This is a genomic window from Nocardia coffeae (genome assembly GCF_019890715.1).
GTDB lineage: Bacteria > Actinomycetota > Actinomycetes > Mycobacteriales > Mycobacteriaceae > Nocardia > Nocardia jiangxiensis.
In genome coordinates, this window is sequence record NZ_JAINZY010000007.1 from 304013 (window position 1) to 319914 (window position 15902).

The window sequence follows — 15902 nt, forward strand, 5'->3', positions numbered from 1 at the left end:
GCTCGCATGTGCGGTGATTCAATGGGACCCATGGATCAGGTACCCGAGGACTGGCAGACCGGACTCGTCATCGTCGCGCATCCCGGCGACATCGAGTACGAGGCTTCGGCCGCGGTGCACCGATGGACGATGCAGGGCAAGCGCATTCGCTATGTGCTGGCCAGTCGCGGTGAGGCCGGTATCGCCGGATTGCCTCCGGGGCAGACCGGTCCGCTGCGCGAGCGGGAACAGATCGCCGCGGCCAAGGTGGTCGGCGTGCAGGACGTGGAATTCCTCAGTTACCCGGACGGCAGGATCGAGGACGGCCTGGCGTTGCGGCGGGATCTGGCGCGGGCGATTCGCCGCCATCGTCCGGAGATGGTCGTACTGTTCAACTTCCACGACACCTGGGCGCCCGGCCGCGCCAACAGTGCCGATCACCGCGCGGTGGGGCGGGCCGCATTGGATGCGATCGCCGATGCGGCCAACGAATGGATCTTCCCGGAGCTGAGCGGACTGCCGATCTGGACGGCCCGGTGGGCGGCGGTGACCGGGTCGGTCGTCACCCATGCTGTCGATGTCACCGATTCGATCAAGGCGGCGACGGAATCCATTCTGGCGCATGGTCGTTACCTCGCGGCGCTGGGTCCGGTGCCGGTTCCCGAGCAGGCGCGCGCGATCGTCGAGGAAGCCACCGCACCGATCGACGGTTTTCCGGCCGAGCGGGCCATCGGATTCGAGTTGTTCTACGGTCGCGGCTGAGCCGCGACCCGTTCGATCACCGGCCGCCAGGATGCCAACGGCGCCACCATGAGCCCGACGACCTTGCCCGAATCATCGGCCCGGCGCAGGGCAAGCGCGGCCGCGAACTCCGGATCGGCTTCGAACACGGCCACTTCGGCGTTCGTCATCGGACCGCCCTGAGTGACGAGGGTGCGCCTGCTCGATGCGGACAGTGCGGCCGTGTGCTGCGAATCCGTCGCCGCCAGATAGCGTTTCGCGACGACGTGCAGTTCGACCAGCCGTGCGACCCGCGCGCCGAGCAACTCGCGCACCGCGACCGCGCCGGTGCGGCCGTGCCCGGCGTCGTCGCCGGGGGCGAGCAGATGGCCGATGTCGTGCACCAGCCCCGCGATCTGGAGCTCCTCGTCGTCGGGGTGATCGCGGCGCAGCAGTTCGGCGCACTGCCGGTCGTGATCGAGTATGTCGACCGGATCGCCGCTGCGATCGGGCATGTCCCAGACGTCGGCGCAGGTTGCGAGCAGCGACATCAACTCGTCCACGGTGCCGGGTACGTTCCGCGCCTCGCGCTGATCGGTCTGCTCGCTCACGGCTTCCTCCTCGCGTCCGTGCCGTCATCGTAACCAGCGCATGCCCACGGCCCGGCCCGCGCCTGTCGGGGCGATGTGGCAGGCTGGGCGGATGCGAGTTGCTGTGGTCGCGGGACCGGATCCGGGGCATGCGTTTCCGGCGATCGCACTGTGTCTGCGGTTGCTGGCGGCGGGGGACGAGCCGGTGCTGTTCACCGGTCCACGCTGGCTCGACGCGGCGCGGGCGACGGGGATCGGCGTGCGGCGGCTGAAGGGGCTGGCGCCGCGCCCGCAGGACGACGATCTCGATGCCGGGCAGCGCATTCACGAGCGCGCGGCGCACATCTCCACCGAGATCCTGCCCGAACTCGGGGCGATGCTGCCGGAGCTGGTGATCGCCGATGTGCTCACCGTCGGCGGCGGGATGGCCGCCGAACGGATCGGGGTGCCGTGGGTGGAGCTGTCGCCGCATCCGCTGTATCTGCCGTCGAAAGCGTTGCCGCCCATCGGAAGTGGGCTGGCGCCGGGGGAGGGGTTGCGGGGGCGCGCGCGGGATGCGGTGCTGCGCGGTATGACCGGGCGGGCGATCGCCCGCGGTGAGCGTCAGCGCGCGGCCGCACGCGCGAGTGTCGGTCTGCCCGAACAGGATCCGGGTCCGGCCGCCCGGCTGGTCGCCACCCTGCCCGCACTCGAGCTGCCGCGGCCGGACTGGCCGCACGACGCCCAGGTGATCGGCCCGCTGCTGTGGGAGCCGACCGAGAAGGTGCTGGCGTTGCCGCCCGGGGACGATCCGCTGGTCGTGGTCGCCCCCTCGACCGCGCACACCGGCGTGTCCGGGATGGCCCAGACCCTGCTCGAGGCGCTGGCCGGGGCCGGTGTGCGGGTTGCGGTGTCGACGCTGGACACGCCGCCCGCGGATCTGCCGCCGTGGGCGACCGCCGGACTGGGCCGCCAGGACGAGTTGCTGCGGCACGCATCGGTCGTGGTCGGTGGCGGCGGACACGGGCTGCTGGCGAAATCGCTGCTGGCCGGGGTGCCGATCGTGACCGTCCCGGGCGGGGGAGATCAGTGGGAACTCGCCAATCGCGCTGTGCGCCAGGGGAGTTCGGTGCTGGTTCGGCCGTTCACCGCCGAATCCGTGCGCGCCGCGGTGCGCACGGTGCTCGCGGAGCCGTCCTTCACCACCGCCGCGCGGGCCGCCGCCGCGAGCGCTGCCGAGGTCGCCGATCCGGTGGAGATCTGTCATCGCGTCCTGGACCGCGCCAGTTCCCATTGAGCCGCGCGCGACCTGTAGCCTCGGCACCGTGCGGTTGACGGAATTCCAGGAACTGTTGCATACCGAATTCGGGGTGTCCCGCGGCGACGTCCTGCTATCCGATCACGTGCTACCCGCCATGGGTGGCCGCACCGGCGCCCAGGCCATCGAGGACGGCGTCGATCCGCGCGATGTCTGGCGCGAGCTGTGCCGCGAATTCGACGTTCCGCGGCCCCGCTGGTAGGAACCGGCGCACCGACCGGAATGTCCGGTCCGGACGGTACGGCGAGCGCGCCGACCGGCCGTGCAGCCGTACGGGTTTGACCAATAGCCCGGTACGTGGCGACTTCGGGGTGGATCATCATCGGCGGATCCACCCGTCTGCGCCGCGGTCGGTCATGTGCATCGGACATTGTTCGGGTCTCGTCGGTTGTCGGGTGAGATGCCGTGCCGGGTGTCGTGTGCCCGGCTGACACGCCGATCGATTCCGGTGTCGGCGGGCGGGTCCGGCCGATGGTTCGAACCGGTCCCGAGTGAGCAGATCAGGGGGCAGCCGAGGTGTTGCCGAGGTCTAATCGACACTGCTCGCCGACTTGGTCGGGATCAGAGTGAAAACGGAGCTTCCGTCAGACGGAAATGCTACTCTCGTCACTTGTCCGAACTGCCGAACGTGCATGTTTGGTACTGGATGTGCACGCTGGGGCGTTGGTCGGGGGTTGTCGGGTGAATGTCGAGGGTGTTGCCCGGGGCGGAATGTTGCTACAGTAACTGTGTTACGGAGGTAACATTCTCCTTTGAGGAGAATGGCGCTTCCTACTCCAGGAGGAGGCAGGATGCCGGGGCAACACCCTGACGGATCCGCCTCACCGATGCCGGGCGAGTACGCAGCCCTCGTGCTGCCCGAGCGCTCGGCATGCTGCGTCGGTCGCGCAACTCGCGGTTGCGGCATGGAAGTACGCCGGATCAGGGAGGAATCGATGACCGACAGTGCCGAACCCGTGGCGAGTGAAGCGAGGCCGTGATGAGCGCACCAGCGGCCGGAACGGACGTCGCCGGGCAGTCGGCGGTCGGTGAGATCAAGCGGTGGACGGGCGGATATCTGCGCCGTCACCCGCTCGCCTCCCTGGAAACCGTGGGCGGCCAGGTCATTCTGGGCGTTCAGGCCATCCGGTACCTGTGCACCGACATCGCCACCGGGCAGTTCCCGTTCCGGGAGTTCGTGCAGCAGGCCACGTTCATGGCCAAGACCGCGGTGGTGCCGACCGTTGCCGTGGCGCTGCCGATCAGCGCCACGATGTCGATCCAGTTCGGTCTGCTGGCCGGACAGGTCGGCGCGACGTCGCTGGCCGGCGCCGCGGGCGGTCTCGCGGTGATCCGCCAGGTCGCACCCTTGGTGACGGCGATCTTGCTGGCGGCCGCGGTCGGCTCGGCGATCTGCTCGGACCTGGGTGCGCGCACGATCCGCGAGGAGATCGACGCCATGGAGGTCATGGGCGTCTCGGCGCTACGGAAGCTGGTGGTGCCCCGGCTGGCGGCCGGGATCCTGGTCGCGATGGGCCTGACCGGACTGAGCTGTTTCGTCGGATTCCTCGGCGGATATCTGTTCAACGTCTATGCGCAGAATGGCGTCCCGGGCAGTTATCTGGCGACGTTCTCCTCCTTCGCCACCATCGGCGATCTGTGGTTGGCGATGGTCAAGGCCGTCACCTTCGGCGTGATCGTCACGCTCGTCTCGTGCCAGAAAGGATTGAGCACCAAAGGCGGACCGGGCGGTGTGGCCAATTCGGTCAACGCCGCGGTGGTCGCGTCCATCGTGCTGCTGATGATCGTGAACGCCGGATTCACCGAGTTGTACACCCTGCTGTTTCCGAGGACGACGCTCTGATGGCATCGCGATACTATTTCCCGGGCACGAAAACGGCGGTGGTCGCTGGGAACACGGCGGCGGTCCCGGTCATGCGACTGGGCTATATGGCGACATTCTTCTTCCGGATGATCGGCGGAATTCCCGTGGTGCTGCGGCACTATCGGTCCGAATTCCTCAAGATTCTGTCGAATGTGACCTGGGGCAACGGTTCCATCGTGGTCGGCGGCGGCACCGCGCAGGTGATTCTGGTCCTCGGGGCCGCGGCCGGGGTGGTCGTCGGGATCGAGGGGTTCAGTGCGCTGAAACTGCTGGGTATGGCCCCCGCGACGGGCATGATCGCCTCGACGGTGGCGACCCGCGAACTCGCGCCGATCATGGCCTCGATCGCCTTCGCCGCCCAGGCGGGCTGCCGATTCACCGCGCAGCTGGGATCCATGCGGATCGCCGAGGAGATCGACGCGCTCGACGCCATCGCGATCCGCCCGATCCCGTATCTGGTCACCACCCGGATGCTGGCCTCGATCGTCGCGATGATTCCGCTGTATCTGGCCTGTCTGGCGGTCAGCTACCTGGGTGTGGAAATCGTCGTCGGGGTGGCGGGCGGTCAGTCGCCGGGCACCTACGAACACTATTTCCGCCTGGTGCTCAGCGGGACGGACATAATTTATTCCCTGGTGAAGGCGATCATTTTCGTCGTCACCACCACCACGATCCAATGCTATTTCGGCTTCTACGCCTCGGGCGGCCCGCAGGGCGTCGGAGTGGCGGCCGGACGGGCGATGCGCGCGAGCATCACCGTGATGATCTTCGTGGATCTGATGTTGACACTGACGCTGTGGGGTTTCAACTCCGGCGCGAGAATCAGCGGGTAGCCGATGTCCATTGCATTCGAATCCGACGGCAAGGTCCTGCCCAATTGGAAACTTTTCCTGCGCGGGCTGGGATTCCTGGTCGTACTCGTATTGATCGGGGTGGCGATGATCGCCCGATCCGAGGGCGTGTTCAACAAGAGTGTGCAGGTTACCGCCGATCTGGTGAACGTCGGCGACGGCCTGCCCAGCAAATCCGATGTGAAGTACGAGGGTGTGCTGGTCGGCATGGTGGACAGCGTCACCCCGTCCACCGACGGCGGGCCCAACCACGTGCACATCTCGCTGCTGCCGCAGTATTCCTCCGGAATTCCCAGCACGGTGACCGCGCGCGTGGTGCCCAGCAACGTGTTCGCCGTGCCCTCGGTGCAACTGGTCTACAACGGCCAGAGCCGGTCACTGGCCTCGGGCGCGCACATCACCGAGGACCGAAGCCTGGCGACCGTGCGGTTGCAGACCTCGCTGACCGCCCTGGACAAGATCGTCGCCGCCGCCGGACGTTCGGAATCCGATCCGGTGCTGGGCATCTTGACCACGGTCGAACAGGCCACGGCCGGACACGGCGCCGCGGCCGCGCGGGCGGGCGCCGAGCTGACCCGGATCGCCCAGGCGTTCAACGGTGTCATGGCCCCGGACGGCACGGTCTCGATGCTCGCCACCCTCGCCGACGCTCTGAGCGGGCTGCGCGATTCCGCGCCGGATCTGCTCGGCGCGGTACACAATGCGGTGGGCCCGCTGCGCACCGTCGCCGAACAGCGAGATCAGTTGTCCGCCTTGCTCAGTGGCGGCCTGACCACCACCGGGACGGTCGCCGCGGCACTCGAGCACAACACCGGAACCATCACCAACATGACCAGCAAGTTCTCCCCGGTGCTGGATGTACTGGCAAGGGGCAGTGCGAATTTCATGCAGATGACGACCTCGGAGACGAACCTGTCCAGCAAGTTCCGCACGCTGTGGAATCCCAAGACGCAGAACATGACCGGCAAGATCATCATCGAACTCACGCCGCACAAGCAGTACACCCGCGCGGACTGCCCGCGATACGGCAATCTGGTGGGCCCGAGCTGCGCCACCGGCCCGGCCGGCGGGCCGACGATCGTCGCTCCGCACACCGCTCCCGCGAGCTATACCGGCGGCAACGTCGGTGACGTCGGCAGTGCGCGTGAACAGCGGCAGATCGCCTCGATTCTGGGCGGAAAGCCCAATACCGCAACGGATCTGATCGTCGGGCCGCTGTTGCGAGACAACTCGGTGACCATTGCCCCGGCCGCGGATACGCAGCCCGTCGAACCGTCAGGAGCGCCTCGATGAGCTATCGCAAACCGCTGATCGGCCTGATCCTGTTCCTGACGGTCTCGATTCTGCTGACCTGGACGGTCTATATCACCCTGGCGCGCAGCGTGAGTGGGCGCACCGACAGCTATTCGGCGGTGTTCACCGACGTGTCCGGACTGCATTCGGGCGATGACGTGCGGATGGCCGGGGTGCGGGTGGGCCGGGTCAAGGCGGTCGAACTCGACGGGGTGAACGCCAAGGTGACCTTCGACGTGCAGCACGATCAGGTGCTGTACGGCAACACCGCCGCCTCGGTCACCTATCAGAACCTGATCGGGCAGCGCTATGTCGGGCTGTCGCTGGGCAACTACGGCGATCCGAAGGTGCTGGCGCCGGGCGGGCAGATTCCGCTCGCGCACACCGAGCCGTCGTTCGACATCTCCAAGCTGCTCAACGGATTCGAGCCGCTGTTCAGCATGCTGGACCCCAAGCAGGTGGACAACATCACCGCCGCGGTGGTCCGGGCGCTACAGGGCGACAACGGCGCGATCACCTCGCTGATCACTCAGACTTCCCAACTGGCGCAAGCATTTTCGGGTCCGGATCAGATCCTGGGTCAGATCATCGACAATCTGGCCGGAGTGATGTCGGATCTGGCGCGCCAGAGCGGCAATCTGCAAACGGTCGTGCAGCAGACGCGGCGGATCTTCGACGGCCTGTCACAGGATCGTGACGCGCTGTTCGGGCAGGTCAGCTCGATCTCGGCGGTGGTCGGGCGCGCGGCGGCCGTGGTGCAGGGCGCGGCGCCGGCGATGAACGACTTCGTCGTCCGCCAACCGGGATTCGCGCAGCATTTCATCGACAACAAGAAGAAGTTCGAGTTTCTGGGATTCAACCTGCCGTACATGCTGAAAGGTCTGTCCCGCATCACCGATACCGGCGGGTATCTCAACGCGTACGTCTGCAATGTGCAAGTGAGCGCCGTTCCCGGAATCGATCCGCTGATGTCGGAGATCCTCGGGATGACGACGCCCAGTGGCAAGGTCGAGAATTCGGCGATCTGTCGATAGGGATTATCGTGACACGACTCAGGCAAATGTGGCAGCGGATGCGTGGACGTCCGTTCGAGGAGTACGGCAAACTGCGCATCGGCATCGCCGCGATGGTCGTGCTCGTGGTCGTCGTCGGCATCACGGTCTTCGTGAACTCGCTGCATGTGGGTGATGACACCTACACCGCGAATTTCGCGCAGGCGGCCGGGGTCGGCGCGGGAGATGCGGTGACGCTGGCCGGAATTCAGGTCGGCACGGTCACCGGAACCCGCCTCGACGGCGACCACGTCGTGCTCACCATGAAACTGCACCGGGATCTGCCGCTGGGCAAGGACACCAAAGCCGCGATCAAACTGACCACGCTACTGGGATCGCGCTACGTCGAATTGCGGCCCGCCGGTTCGGGACATCTCGACGACAACGTTATCCCGTTGTCCGACACCGAGGTTCCCTACAATCTGCAGACCGCACTGGAGAATGCCACGACCACCTTCGGCGGGATGGATGCCGACCGGATCGCCTCCTCCATGCAGGAATTGAGCACCCAGTTGCAGGGGACGCCGAAGCTGGTGCCCCAGGTGCTGCAGAACGTCAGGGACCTCGCGACCGTGATCGCGGACCGGCGCAATCAACTGGGTTCGCTGCTGACCAGCACACAGCAGGTGACCGACGTGCTGGTGCAGCAGAAGGCCGAACTCGCGCAGTTGATCAGTCAGGGCCGGGATGTGTTGTCGCAGATCATCTCTCGGCAGCAAGCGGTGGTGAATCTGCTCAACGCCGCCACCACGCTGATCCAGCAGCTCGAGCCGATCGCGGCGGGCGACCGCGCCGAAATACAACAGCTGCTCACGAATCTGCGGCAGATGACCGGGATGCTGGCCGGTCACGACGATCTGCTGCGCAACATCCTGCAGATCCTCCCGGTGCCGTGGCGACTGTTCGCCAATGCCACCGGTGCCGGTCAGGAATTGGTGGGCAACGGTCCCGACGGCGCGTTCATCGACTCGTTCATGTGCGCGCTGAGCGGATACGCCAAGAAGGTGAATCGCCCTGCGTACCTGAAGGATTGCCGATGAGTACCGTCAGTCGCGCGCTCAAGCTGCTGGTCGTCGCCGTCGCGACCGTGGCGGTGGCCGGATGCTCGAGCGGCCCCGTGGGCGATCTGGTCGATTCCTCGATCACCGTTACCGCGCAATTCACCTCCGCTAATGGCCTGTACAAAGGCAATACCGTTGCGGTGCTGGGGATGAAGGTCGGCAAGGTCGTCTCGGTCACCCCGCATCCGACGTATGTGGACGTGACGATGACGGTGGACAAGTGGGTGAAGATCCCCGCCGACGCGATGGCTGTCACGGTCTCGGACTCGCTGCTCACCGATCGGCACGTGGAATTCACGCCCGTCTACCACAGCGGACCGACCCTGCGCGACCACGCCGTGCTGAACACCGACCGCACTCGCACACCCGTGGAGTTCGACAGCCTGCTCGCCATGGCGGACAAGCTGTCCCAGTCGCTGGGCGGGGACGGTAAGGGCAACGGACCGGTCGCGGGCCTGCTCGATGTGAGTTCGCAGATCGCCACCGGTAACGGCAAGGAAATGCGCGATGCGATGACCGAGTTGTCCCGTGCGCTGCAGCTCGGCTCGGGCAACGGCGCCTCGACCAAGGACGCGGTGACCACGATCGTGCGGAACCTGGACGTGCTGACCTCCGCCGCAGCCCGCAACGATCAGCAGATCCGCCAATTCGGTTCCGGCGTGGACACACTCAGCGGAATCCTGGCCGATCAGAATCTGGGCGCGGGGGACACCGGCAAGAAGCTCAACGAGATTCTCGTACAGGTCGCGGATCTGTTGCAGCGCAACCGGGGCAATCTGCACGGCCTGGCGACCAATACGAACACCATCACCAAGTCGATGGCCGACTACAACGACAATCTGGCCGAGTTCCTGGACATCTTCCCGATGGTCACCGACAACGTCTACAACGCGATGGACACCAATATCGGAGCGTTGCGCGGCACCGTCGGCCTGGACAAATTCCTCTTGGACGGTCAGATGGTCAAGGAGGTCTGCAACCTACTGCAACTGCACAATCTGGGCTGCGCGACCGGCACGATGCGCGATATGGGGCCCGACTTCGGCCTCGGCGCGATGCTCACGGCGATGGCGGGGGTCCCGGCGGAACAGCAAGGGGTACCGAGGAAATGACGAGATTCGGACCGAGGCGGCGACTGGCCGGACTCGCGGCGCTGGTGGCATTGTCGAGCACCGCGTGTTCGGTGAGCCTGGACAAACTCCCGCTGCCCGCGCCGGGCGTCGGCGCCGACTCCTATTCGCTGACAGCCACATTCGGCAACGCGCTGAATCTGCCGACCAAGGCCAAAGTGCGGCTCAACGGTGCGGACATCGGTGAGGTCGAGTCGATGCAGGCGAAGAACTACACGGCCGTGGTGCACATGCGGATCAAGGCCGGGGTGCTGCTGCCCGCCGGCACCTCGGCCGAATTGCGTTCGGCCACACCGATGGGCGACGTCTTCGTCGCGCTGACCCCGCCCGCGCATCCGGCCCCGGACGCCCCCCGGCTGGCCGACGGCGCGAGCATTCCCGAAGAGTCCACCGCGGCGGCCACGACCATCGAGGAGGTGCTCTCCCGCGCCGCCCTGCTGGTCAACGGTGGGGCGATCGAGAACATCACCACTTTGGCCAACAGCCTCGGCGAGGCGGTCGGCGGGCGCGGGGATCGCCTGGCCACCATGATCCAGCAGACCCGCCAGCTGGTGGACAGCCTGCTCGCGCGCACCGATCAGATCCGCCGGGTCCTGGCCACCACGAAGGATCTGAGTGCGACGCTGGCCGCGCATCGGTCCGATGTGGACGCCGCGGTGGCCGCGGCCGGCCCGGCGGTACAGGTCATCGGCGACAACACCCAGCAGATCGTCGACCTGGTCGGTCAGCTGAACCGGATCAGTCAGCAGCTCTCGCAGTACCCCTCGGTGAAGGGCACCAACAATCTCAGCCTGATCAAATCGATCAACTTGATGGCCGCCAATATGAATGCCGCGGCGAACAATCCGAAGGCGAATCTCGATCCGCTCATCGGGATCCTGCCGATCGTGGTGAAGGTGACCGACGCGCAGTCCGCGCACGTGAACGTCGACATCGTCCGCCTGGCCATCGGCGCGACACCCGACATCCACTCGCCCGGTGATGCGGGTTCGACCCTGCCGACTCCCACCGATTGGACGAATTTCGTGGGTTCGCTGGAGTACACCCTGAGCCGATTGAGAGGCCGGTTGACGGTGCCGGGGCAAGCGCCGCCGCCGGCGCCCGGACAAGTGGCAGTGCCGGGACAACCGACACTGCCCGGTTTGACACTCCCCGGTTTGACGCTGCCCGGTTTGACCTTGCCGGGGCAACCGACGGGACCGGGACGATGAGTATCTCCGCGGTGTTCGAACCGCCTGCGCGTGTACTGGTTTCGGGCACGCGTGCGATGACGCGGCATCGTCTGCTGACCTCGATGGTCGGTCTGGCGCTGGTGTTCGTGCTGGGCGCGGGCTATCTGCTGCTGGGGTCGCTGAAGATCGATCCGCTGCACTCGCAGTACCAGGTGCGCGTGGAGCTGGCGCAGTCCGGCGGGCTGCTGCCGAATCAGGACGTCACGTTGCGCGGTGTGCCGGTGGGGCGCGTGCAGTCGGTGAGTGTGAACGGCGACAAGGTGGTCGCGGTCGCGGCGATCGACGACGGCGTGCACATTCCGGTGGGCGGCGACGTGCGGGTCGCGGCGCTGTCGGCGGCGGGAGAGCAGTATCTGGACTTCCTGCCGACCACCGACAAGGGGCCCTACCTGACCGACGGCGCGGTGGTCGATCCGTCGCGGACCACGACGCCGGTGCCGCTGGCCACCCTGCTCGATCACCTCAACGGCCCACTACAGCAGATGGATCCGGCGAAACTGAAGGCCATCGAGAGCGAACTCGGTGTGGGGCCGAAGGGGCCGGAGAAGTTGTCGGCGATCCTGGACGGCGGCATGTTCATGCTCTCGACGCTGGATTCGGTGCTGCCGCAGACGGTTTCGCTGCTGCACAACAGCAAGTCGGTGCTGACCATGATGAGCCAGGTGAGTCCGGGTCTGCGGGTGACGTCGCGGAATCTGGCCGAGACCATGGCCGGGGTCGGCTCGATGACCGGCGGCTACCGGACCATGGTGAACACCCTGCCCGGGATGACGACCTCGATCGATCAGGTCATCGCGGACAATTCCCCGACCATGGTGCAGCTGCTGGGCAACCTGACCACCACCGCCCAGATGGCCTACGTGCACATTCCGGCGCTGAACGAGTTCTTCTGGCCGCAGCAGCGCGCCGGGTCAGCGCTCGATGCCATCTCCTCGGCCTTCCACGACGGCGGCGTCTGGGCCGAGGTGGCCATCTATCCGCGCAGCACCTGCGATTACAACGTGCCGCGGCTGCCGGGTCGAGTGCCCGACTCGCCGGAGCCGTACCTGAACGTGCGGTGTACCGATCCGGCCCACAATCCGGTCCGCGGCGCGTCGAATGCGCCTCGTCCGCCGGGCGACAACACCGCGACCGCGCCACCTGGCTCGAATCCGCTGCAAACGTCGGATCCGACACCGACCGGCCCGCTTTCGATTCCGACCCCGTACGGCGGCCCGCACGCCGCTGGATGACGGTGCCCGCGGTAGCCGTACGAGGCCCGACGATTGGAGAAACAGATGAACGACCGGACTGCGGTGGCGACACCAGGCGAGGACGCCGATACGGTGAAAGAGCCCACGGCGCTGTCGGATTCGGATCTCGCAGACGGGACGCTCGCTGAATCCGCGAAGCCGACGGGGGAGTCGGCGGTCGCGGGCGAGTCCAGGGCCGGAAAGGAATCTGCTGCCGCAGAGAAGGAGCCGGCCGCACAAGACTCCACTGGCGTGGAGAATTCCGCGGTGGATTCGGCTGCTGCGGACAAGTCCGTGCCGGCGAAAGAGTCTGCTGCCGGGGGTAAGTCGGGGGCTGCGGAACAATCGGTGAGCTCGGGCAAGTCGGCGGGTGCGGAGACATCAGCGGTCACGGAGAAGTTTCCGGTCGGGGGGAAGACGGAAAGTGCTGCGGGCGACGATGGTTCGGACTCGGCGACGGCTGATGAGAAGTCCTCGGAAGGAACCGTCGAGACAGTGGAGGAGTCCCGTTCCCGGTGGCGGAGTCTGGTACCCCGGCCGGTGACCGGGGTCCTGCTGCTCCTGCTCGTGGTCGCGGTGGTCTGCGCGGCGGTGTTCGGCTGGAAACTGAAGGCGCGCAACGACGACGAGGCGGCCGGGCAGGCCGCGATGGCCGCGGCGAAGGATTACGCGGTCGCGTTGACCAGCATCGACTCTGCGCACATCGACACCGACTTCTCGACCGTGCTGAACGGGGCGACCGGGCAGTTCAAGGATATGTACAGTCAGTCCGCCACCCAGCTCAAACCGCTTCTGTTGCAGGCGAAGTCGGTCAGCAAGGGGAACGTGGTGGCCGCGAGCGTGCAGTCCGCCTCGTCCGATCACGCCGTGGTGATGCTGTTCGTCGACGCCCAGATCACCAACGTGACCAATCCGGACCCGCGCGTCGACCGAAACCGCATCCTGATGACCATGGATCGGGTCGGCGGGCGCTGGCTGGCCAGCAAGGTGGACCTGCCCTGAGGCGATGCGCGTGGCCGCGGCCGGAAACGGCTGCGGTCAGCGGCTTTTCGCGTAGGGCGCGCTGACCGCGGGCGTCGCGACGCCCACCTCCACCCGCACCCGGTCCTGATAGAAGGCGATGTGCCCGCGCAGCAGCGCGACCTCCGGATACGGTTCGGCGTATTCCCAGGCGATCGGTTCCGTGCCGTCGCTCGCGCGCCAGTACCGCGCGGTGCCCTTGAACGGGCAGCGGCTGGTCGTATCGTCGGGGACGAGCAGATCGACGCGGACGTCGGCCCGGGGCAGGTAGAACGCGATGCCGTGATCCTGTTCCGCGACGAGCAGACCCGCGCTCGTCTCGGCCAGGACTCGATCCCCGGCGGTGACCCGGATCAGATTGCGGACCCGCTGCACGTCCACGCGGTAGTCCGGCCAGTCGACATACCCCGACGGCTCCATGATCCTGCCTTTCTCCTGGTCGGGTGCGGTGCCGGGCGGCACCGGGACAACGCGTGAACCCGGCACCGGAGCGTTGTCCGGTACCGGGTCCACGATAGATGTGCGATCAGCCGGCCCGCTGGGCGTAGGCCGCGGCGTACTCCTTGCGGGAGGTGGTGGAGGTGTCCACATCCTTGGCCTGCGCGCGCAGCGCGCCGACGGTCGCCTGCTCCTTCGGGATGTGCGCGAACGGATCCCAGTTCAGGAAGCGGCAGGCGTTCTGCCAGGTGATCTTGTCGATATCGGAGTCGTCGGCGTCGACGGCCTGCAGCTCGTCCAGCACGAATTCGGGCGCGTTGGGCCAGATCGAATCCGAGTGCGGGTAGTCGCACTCCCAGGCGATGTTGTCGATGCCGATCTCGTGCCGCAACTTCAGCGAGGTCTTGTCGGTGACGTAGCAGGCGACGGTGTGCTCCCGGAACACCTCGCTGGGCATCTTGCCGCCGAAGTCGCGGCGCAGCCAGCGCTGGTTGGTGTAGTGCCGGTCCGAGCGGTCCAGGAAGAACGGGATCCAGCCCACGCCGCCCTCGGAGAAGGAAACCTTCAGGCCCGGGTAGCTGCGGAACGCCGGGCCCCACAGCAGGTCCTGGGCGGCGATCAGCGAGACGCTGGGCGCGAGCACCATCAGATTGTCGATCGGCGCGTTCGGGGCCAGGTTCAGCACCCGGAAGCCCTGTCCGATATGCAGATTCATCACGGTGCCGTGATCGGACAGCGCCTGGAACACCGGGCCCCAGTACTCGATGTCGTGGTAGCTGGGCAGGCCGTCCAGATGTGGCAGCTCGGGCATGGACACCGAGTGGCAGCCCTTCTCGGCCACCCGCTCGATCTCCGCGACGGCCAGCTTCGGATCCCACAGCGGCAGGATCGAGAGCGGGATGAACCGGCCCGGGTACGCCCCGGCCCAGTCCTCGATGTGCCAGTCGTTGTACGCCTGGATCATCGCGACGGTGATCTCGTCCTTGAAGTAGGCCAGATGCCCGGCGCTGAACCCGGCGAAGGTCGGGAAGCACATCGAGGCCAGGATGCCGTTGGCGTTCATATCGCGGATGCGCTCGTGGACGTCGTACACCCCGGGACGCATCTCGGCGTATCCGGCGGGGTCGTAGCCCCACTCCTCGGCGGGCCAGGAGACCACGGCGTTGAGGCCGGTGACGCCGGTCGGGCGGTCACGGTAGACCCACCGGTCGATGCCCTTCTCGTCGACGATCACCTTCGGGGCCAGATCCGCCCACTTCTTCGGGACATGGCCGTCGAACATGTGAATCGGCTCGACCACATGGTCGTCGATGCTCACCAGGATCATGTCGTCGATATTCACGGGACTCCTCGCTAGTTCGTGCGGAATGTCGTATGGGTCGACCTCGGCTGCCTCTTGGAGATGAACAATCTCCGTCAAAGAGAATGATACTCTCGCGCCCCTCCTGGCCGCCAGGGGAGTCGGACGATGTGGTGGCCGAAGTCGTGTCGGACCACGATCGAAACCTCCCATTGTCATCTTGGAGAATGATATTCTCATTTAAGTTATACGAGTGCGCTGCCGGAGGCGTTTTCGATCGGTGTCGTTCTCGTCGGAGTTCCCGCAGGGGCTGGATGGATGGAGAAACACGTGCGAACGACGACGTACAGCGCGCGGGCCGAGACCTTGAATTCGCTACGCGAGGGCCTGCGGGTGCAGGCCACCCGAACGGTCGTGCTCTACTCCGCGGTCGCGGCCGATCTGGGCATCACCGTCGCGGATCTGACCTGTCTGAATCTGTTGTGGATGCGCGGGCGGCTGACGCCCGGCCGGCTCGCGGAGTTGCTCGGCATCGCCCGGGGTGGCGCGATCACCGCCGTGGTCGACCGGCTCGAGCGCGCGGGATACGTTCGGCGAACCCGTGATTCGGAGGATCGCCGCAGGGTGTGGGTGGAATTGGTGGCGGTGCGCGCGGAGGTCGCCGTCGCCCCGTTGTTCGGTGAGCTCGCCGCGCTGGACGAGACCCTGCCGCAGGACGAGGAGAGTCTGGCGACGCTGGTGGATTTCGTCGAAGAGGTCAATACGGCGCTGGCGCAGGCGACCGCGCAGGTTTCGGGCAACCGCGCGCTCTGAGTGGTCCGGATCGGCGCGGATCGCGCCCTC

At 66.6% G+C, this 15902-nt stretch carries 16 protein-coding genes; 13 read left to right on the forward strand and 3 right to left on the reverse strand.

All coding sequences use genetic code 11. From position 1 onward, the window contains the following. The first annotated feature begins 30 nt into the window (after positions 1-30). On the forward strand, positions 31-741 hold the full coding sequence (locus tag K7711_RS26055; protein ID WP_222972065.1) for a PIG-L deacetylase family protein: 711 nt from the start codon (positions 31-33) through the stop codon (positions 739-741). Here K7711_RS26055 and K7711_RS26060 read toward each other — a convergent pair. After that, positions 726-1310, reverse strand: a complete 585-nt coding sequence (locus tag K7711_RS26060) for an HD domain-containing protein (protein ID WP_308014948.1) — start codon at positions 1308-1310, stop codon at positions 726-728. The genes K7711_RS26055 and K7711_RS26060 overlap by 16 nt on opposite strands. A 91-nt stretch (positions 1311-1401) precedes the next feature. Here K7711_RS26060 and K7711_RS26065 point away from each other — a divergent pair, with 91 nt between their 5' ends. The 11 genes from K7711_RS26065 to K7711_RS26115 all read left to right on the forward strand — a co-directional run bounded on the left by K7711_RS26065 (position 1402) and on the right by K7711_RS26115 (position 13303). Beyond that, positions 1402-2565 carry a glycosyltransferase gene (locus K7711_RS26065; protein ID WP_222972066.1) on the forward strand — a complete coding sequence of 388 codons (1164 nt, stop codon included), beginning with the start codon at positions 1402-1404 and terminating at the stop codon, positions 2563-2565. Between the two features lie 28 nt (positions 2566-2593). Then, positions 2594-2788: a DUF3046 domain-containing protein gene (locus tag K7711_RS26070; RefSeq protein ID WP_040825493.1), complete on the forward strand. Its 195-nt coding sequence runs from the start codon at positions 2594-2596 to the stop codon at positions 2786-2788. Positions 2789-3565: 777 nt separating this feature from the next. After that, on the forward strand, positions 3566-4429 hold the full coding sequence (locus K7711_RS26075; RefSeq protein ID WP_222972067.1) for an MlaE family ABC transporter permease: 864 nt from the start codon (positions 3566-3568) through the stop codon (positions 4427-4429). Continuing rightward, a complete protein-coding gene (locus K7711_RS26080; protein WP_222972068.1) occupies positions 4429-5283 on the forward strand; it encodes an ABC transporter permease in 855 nt (284 codons plus the stop codon). The genes K7711_RS26075 and K7711_RS26080 overlap by 1 nt, the downstream gene beginning before the upstream one ends. 3 nt (positions 5284-5286) lie before the next feature. Continuing rightward, positions 5287-6594: an MlaD family protein gene (locus K7711_RS26085; RefSeq protein ID WP_222972069.1), complete on the forward strand. Its 1308-nt coding sequence runs from the start codon at positions 5287-5289 to the stop codon at positions 6592-6594. Beyond that, a complete protein-coding gene (locus K7711_RS26090) occupies positions 6591-7628 on the forward strand; it encodes an MlaD family protein (protein WP_222972070.1) in 1038 nt (345 codons plus the stop codon). Before K7711_RS26085 ends, K7711_RS26090 begins: the two co-directional genes overlap by 4 nt. A gap of 38 nt (positions 7629-7666) precedes the next feature. Next, positions 7667-8686: an MCE family protein gene (locus K7711_RS26095; protein ID WP_235747767.1), complete on the forward strand. Its 1020-nt coding sequence runs from the start codon at positions 7667-7669 to the stop codon at positions 8684-8686. After that, positions 8683-9819 carry an MCE family protein gene (locus tag K7711_RS26100; protein ID WP_222972071.1) on the forward strand — a complete coding sequence of 379 codons (1137 nt, stop codon included), beginning with the start codon at positions 8683-8685 and terminating at the stop codon, positions 9817-9819. Before K7711_RS26095 ends, K7711_RS26100 begins: the two co-directional genes overlap by 4 nt. Then, the gene (locus K7711_RS26105; protein ID WP_222972072.1) at positions 9816-11048 is read left to right on the forward strand and encodes an MCE family protein; all 1233 of its coding nucleotides are present in this window, start codon (positions 9816-9818) and stop codon (positions 11046-11048) included. Before K7711_RS26100 ends, K7711_RS26105 begins: the two co-directional genes overlap by 4 nt. Continuing rightward, positions 11045-12301, forward strand: coding sequence for an MlaD family protein (locus K7711_RS26110; protein WP_222972073.1), 1257 nt, complete (start codon positions 11045-11047; stop codon positions 12299-12301). The genes K7711_RS26105 and K7711_RS26110 overlap by 4 nt, the downstream gene beginning before the upstream one ends. Before the next feature lie 45 nt (positions 12302-12346). Next, positions 12347-13303, forward strand: coding sequence for an Rv1363c family protein (locus K7711_RS26115; RefSeq protein WP_222972074.1), 957 nt, complete (start codon positions 12347-12349; stop codon positions 13301-13303). A 36-nt stretch (positions 13304-13339) separates the two neighbouring features. Here the strand turns inward: K7711_RS26115 and K7711_RS26120 are convergent, their stop codons facing one another. Both K7711_RS26120 and K7711_RS26125 read right to left on the reverse strand, forming a co-directional pair. Then, complete coding sequence (locus K7711_RS26120) at positions 13340-13834, reverse strand: DUF427 domain-containing protein (RefSeq protein ID WP_308014949.1); 495 nt, start codon at positions 13832-13834, stop codon at positions 13340-13342. Positions 13835-13847: 13 nt separating this feature from the next. Next, entirely contained in the window at positions 13848-15101 is a 1254-nt protein-coding gene (locus K7711_RS26125) for an amidohydrolase family protein (protein WP_222972075.1), read from the reverse strand. Between the two features lie 288 nt (positions 15102-15389). On the opposite strand from K7711_RS26125, the gene K7711_RS26130 reads away from it, so the two are divergent. Beyond that, positions 15390-15872 (forward strand): MarR family transcriptional regulator, encoded by a 483-nt coding sequence (locus K7711_RS26130; protein ID WP_245567920.1) that lies wholly within the window; start codon positions 15390-15392, stop codon positions 15870-15872. Positions 15873-15902 lie beyond the last annotated feature (30 nt).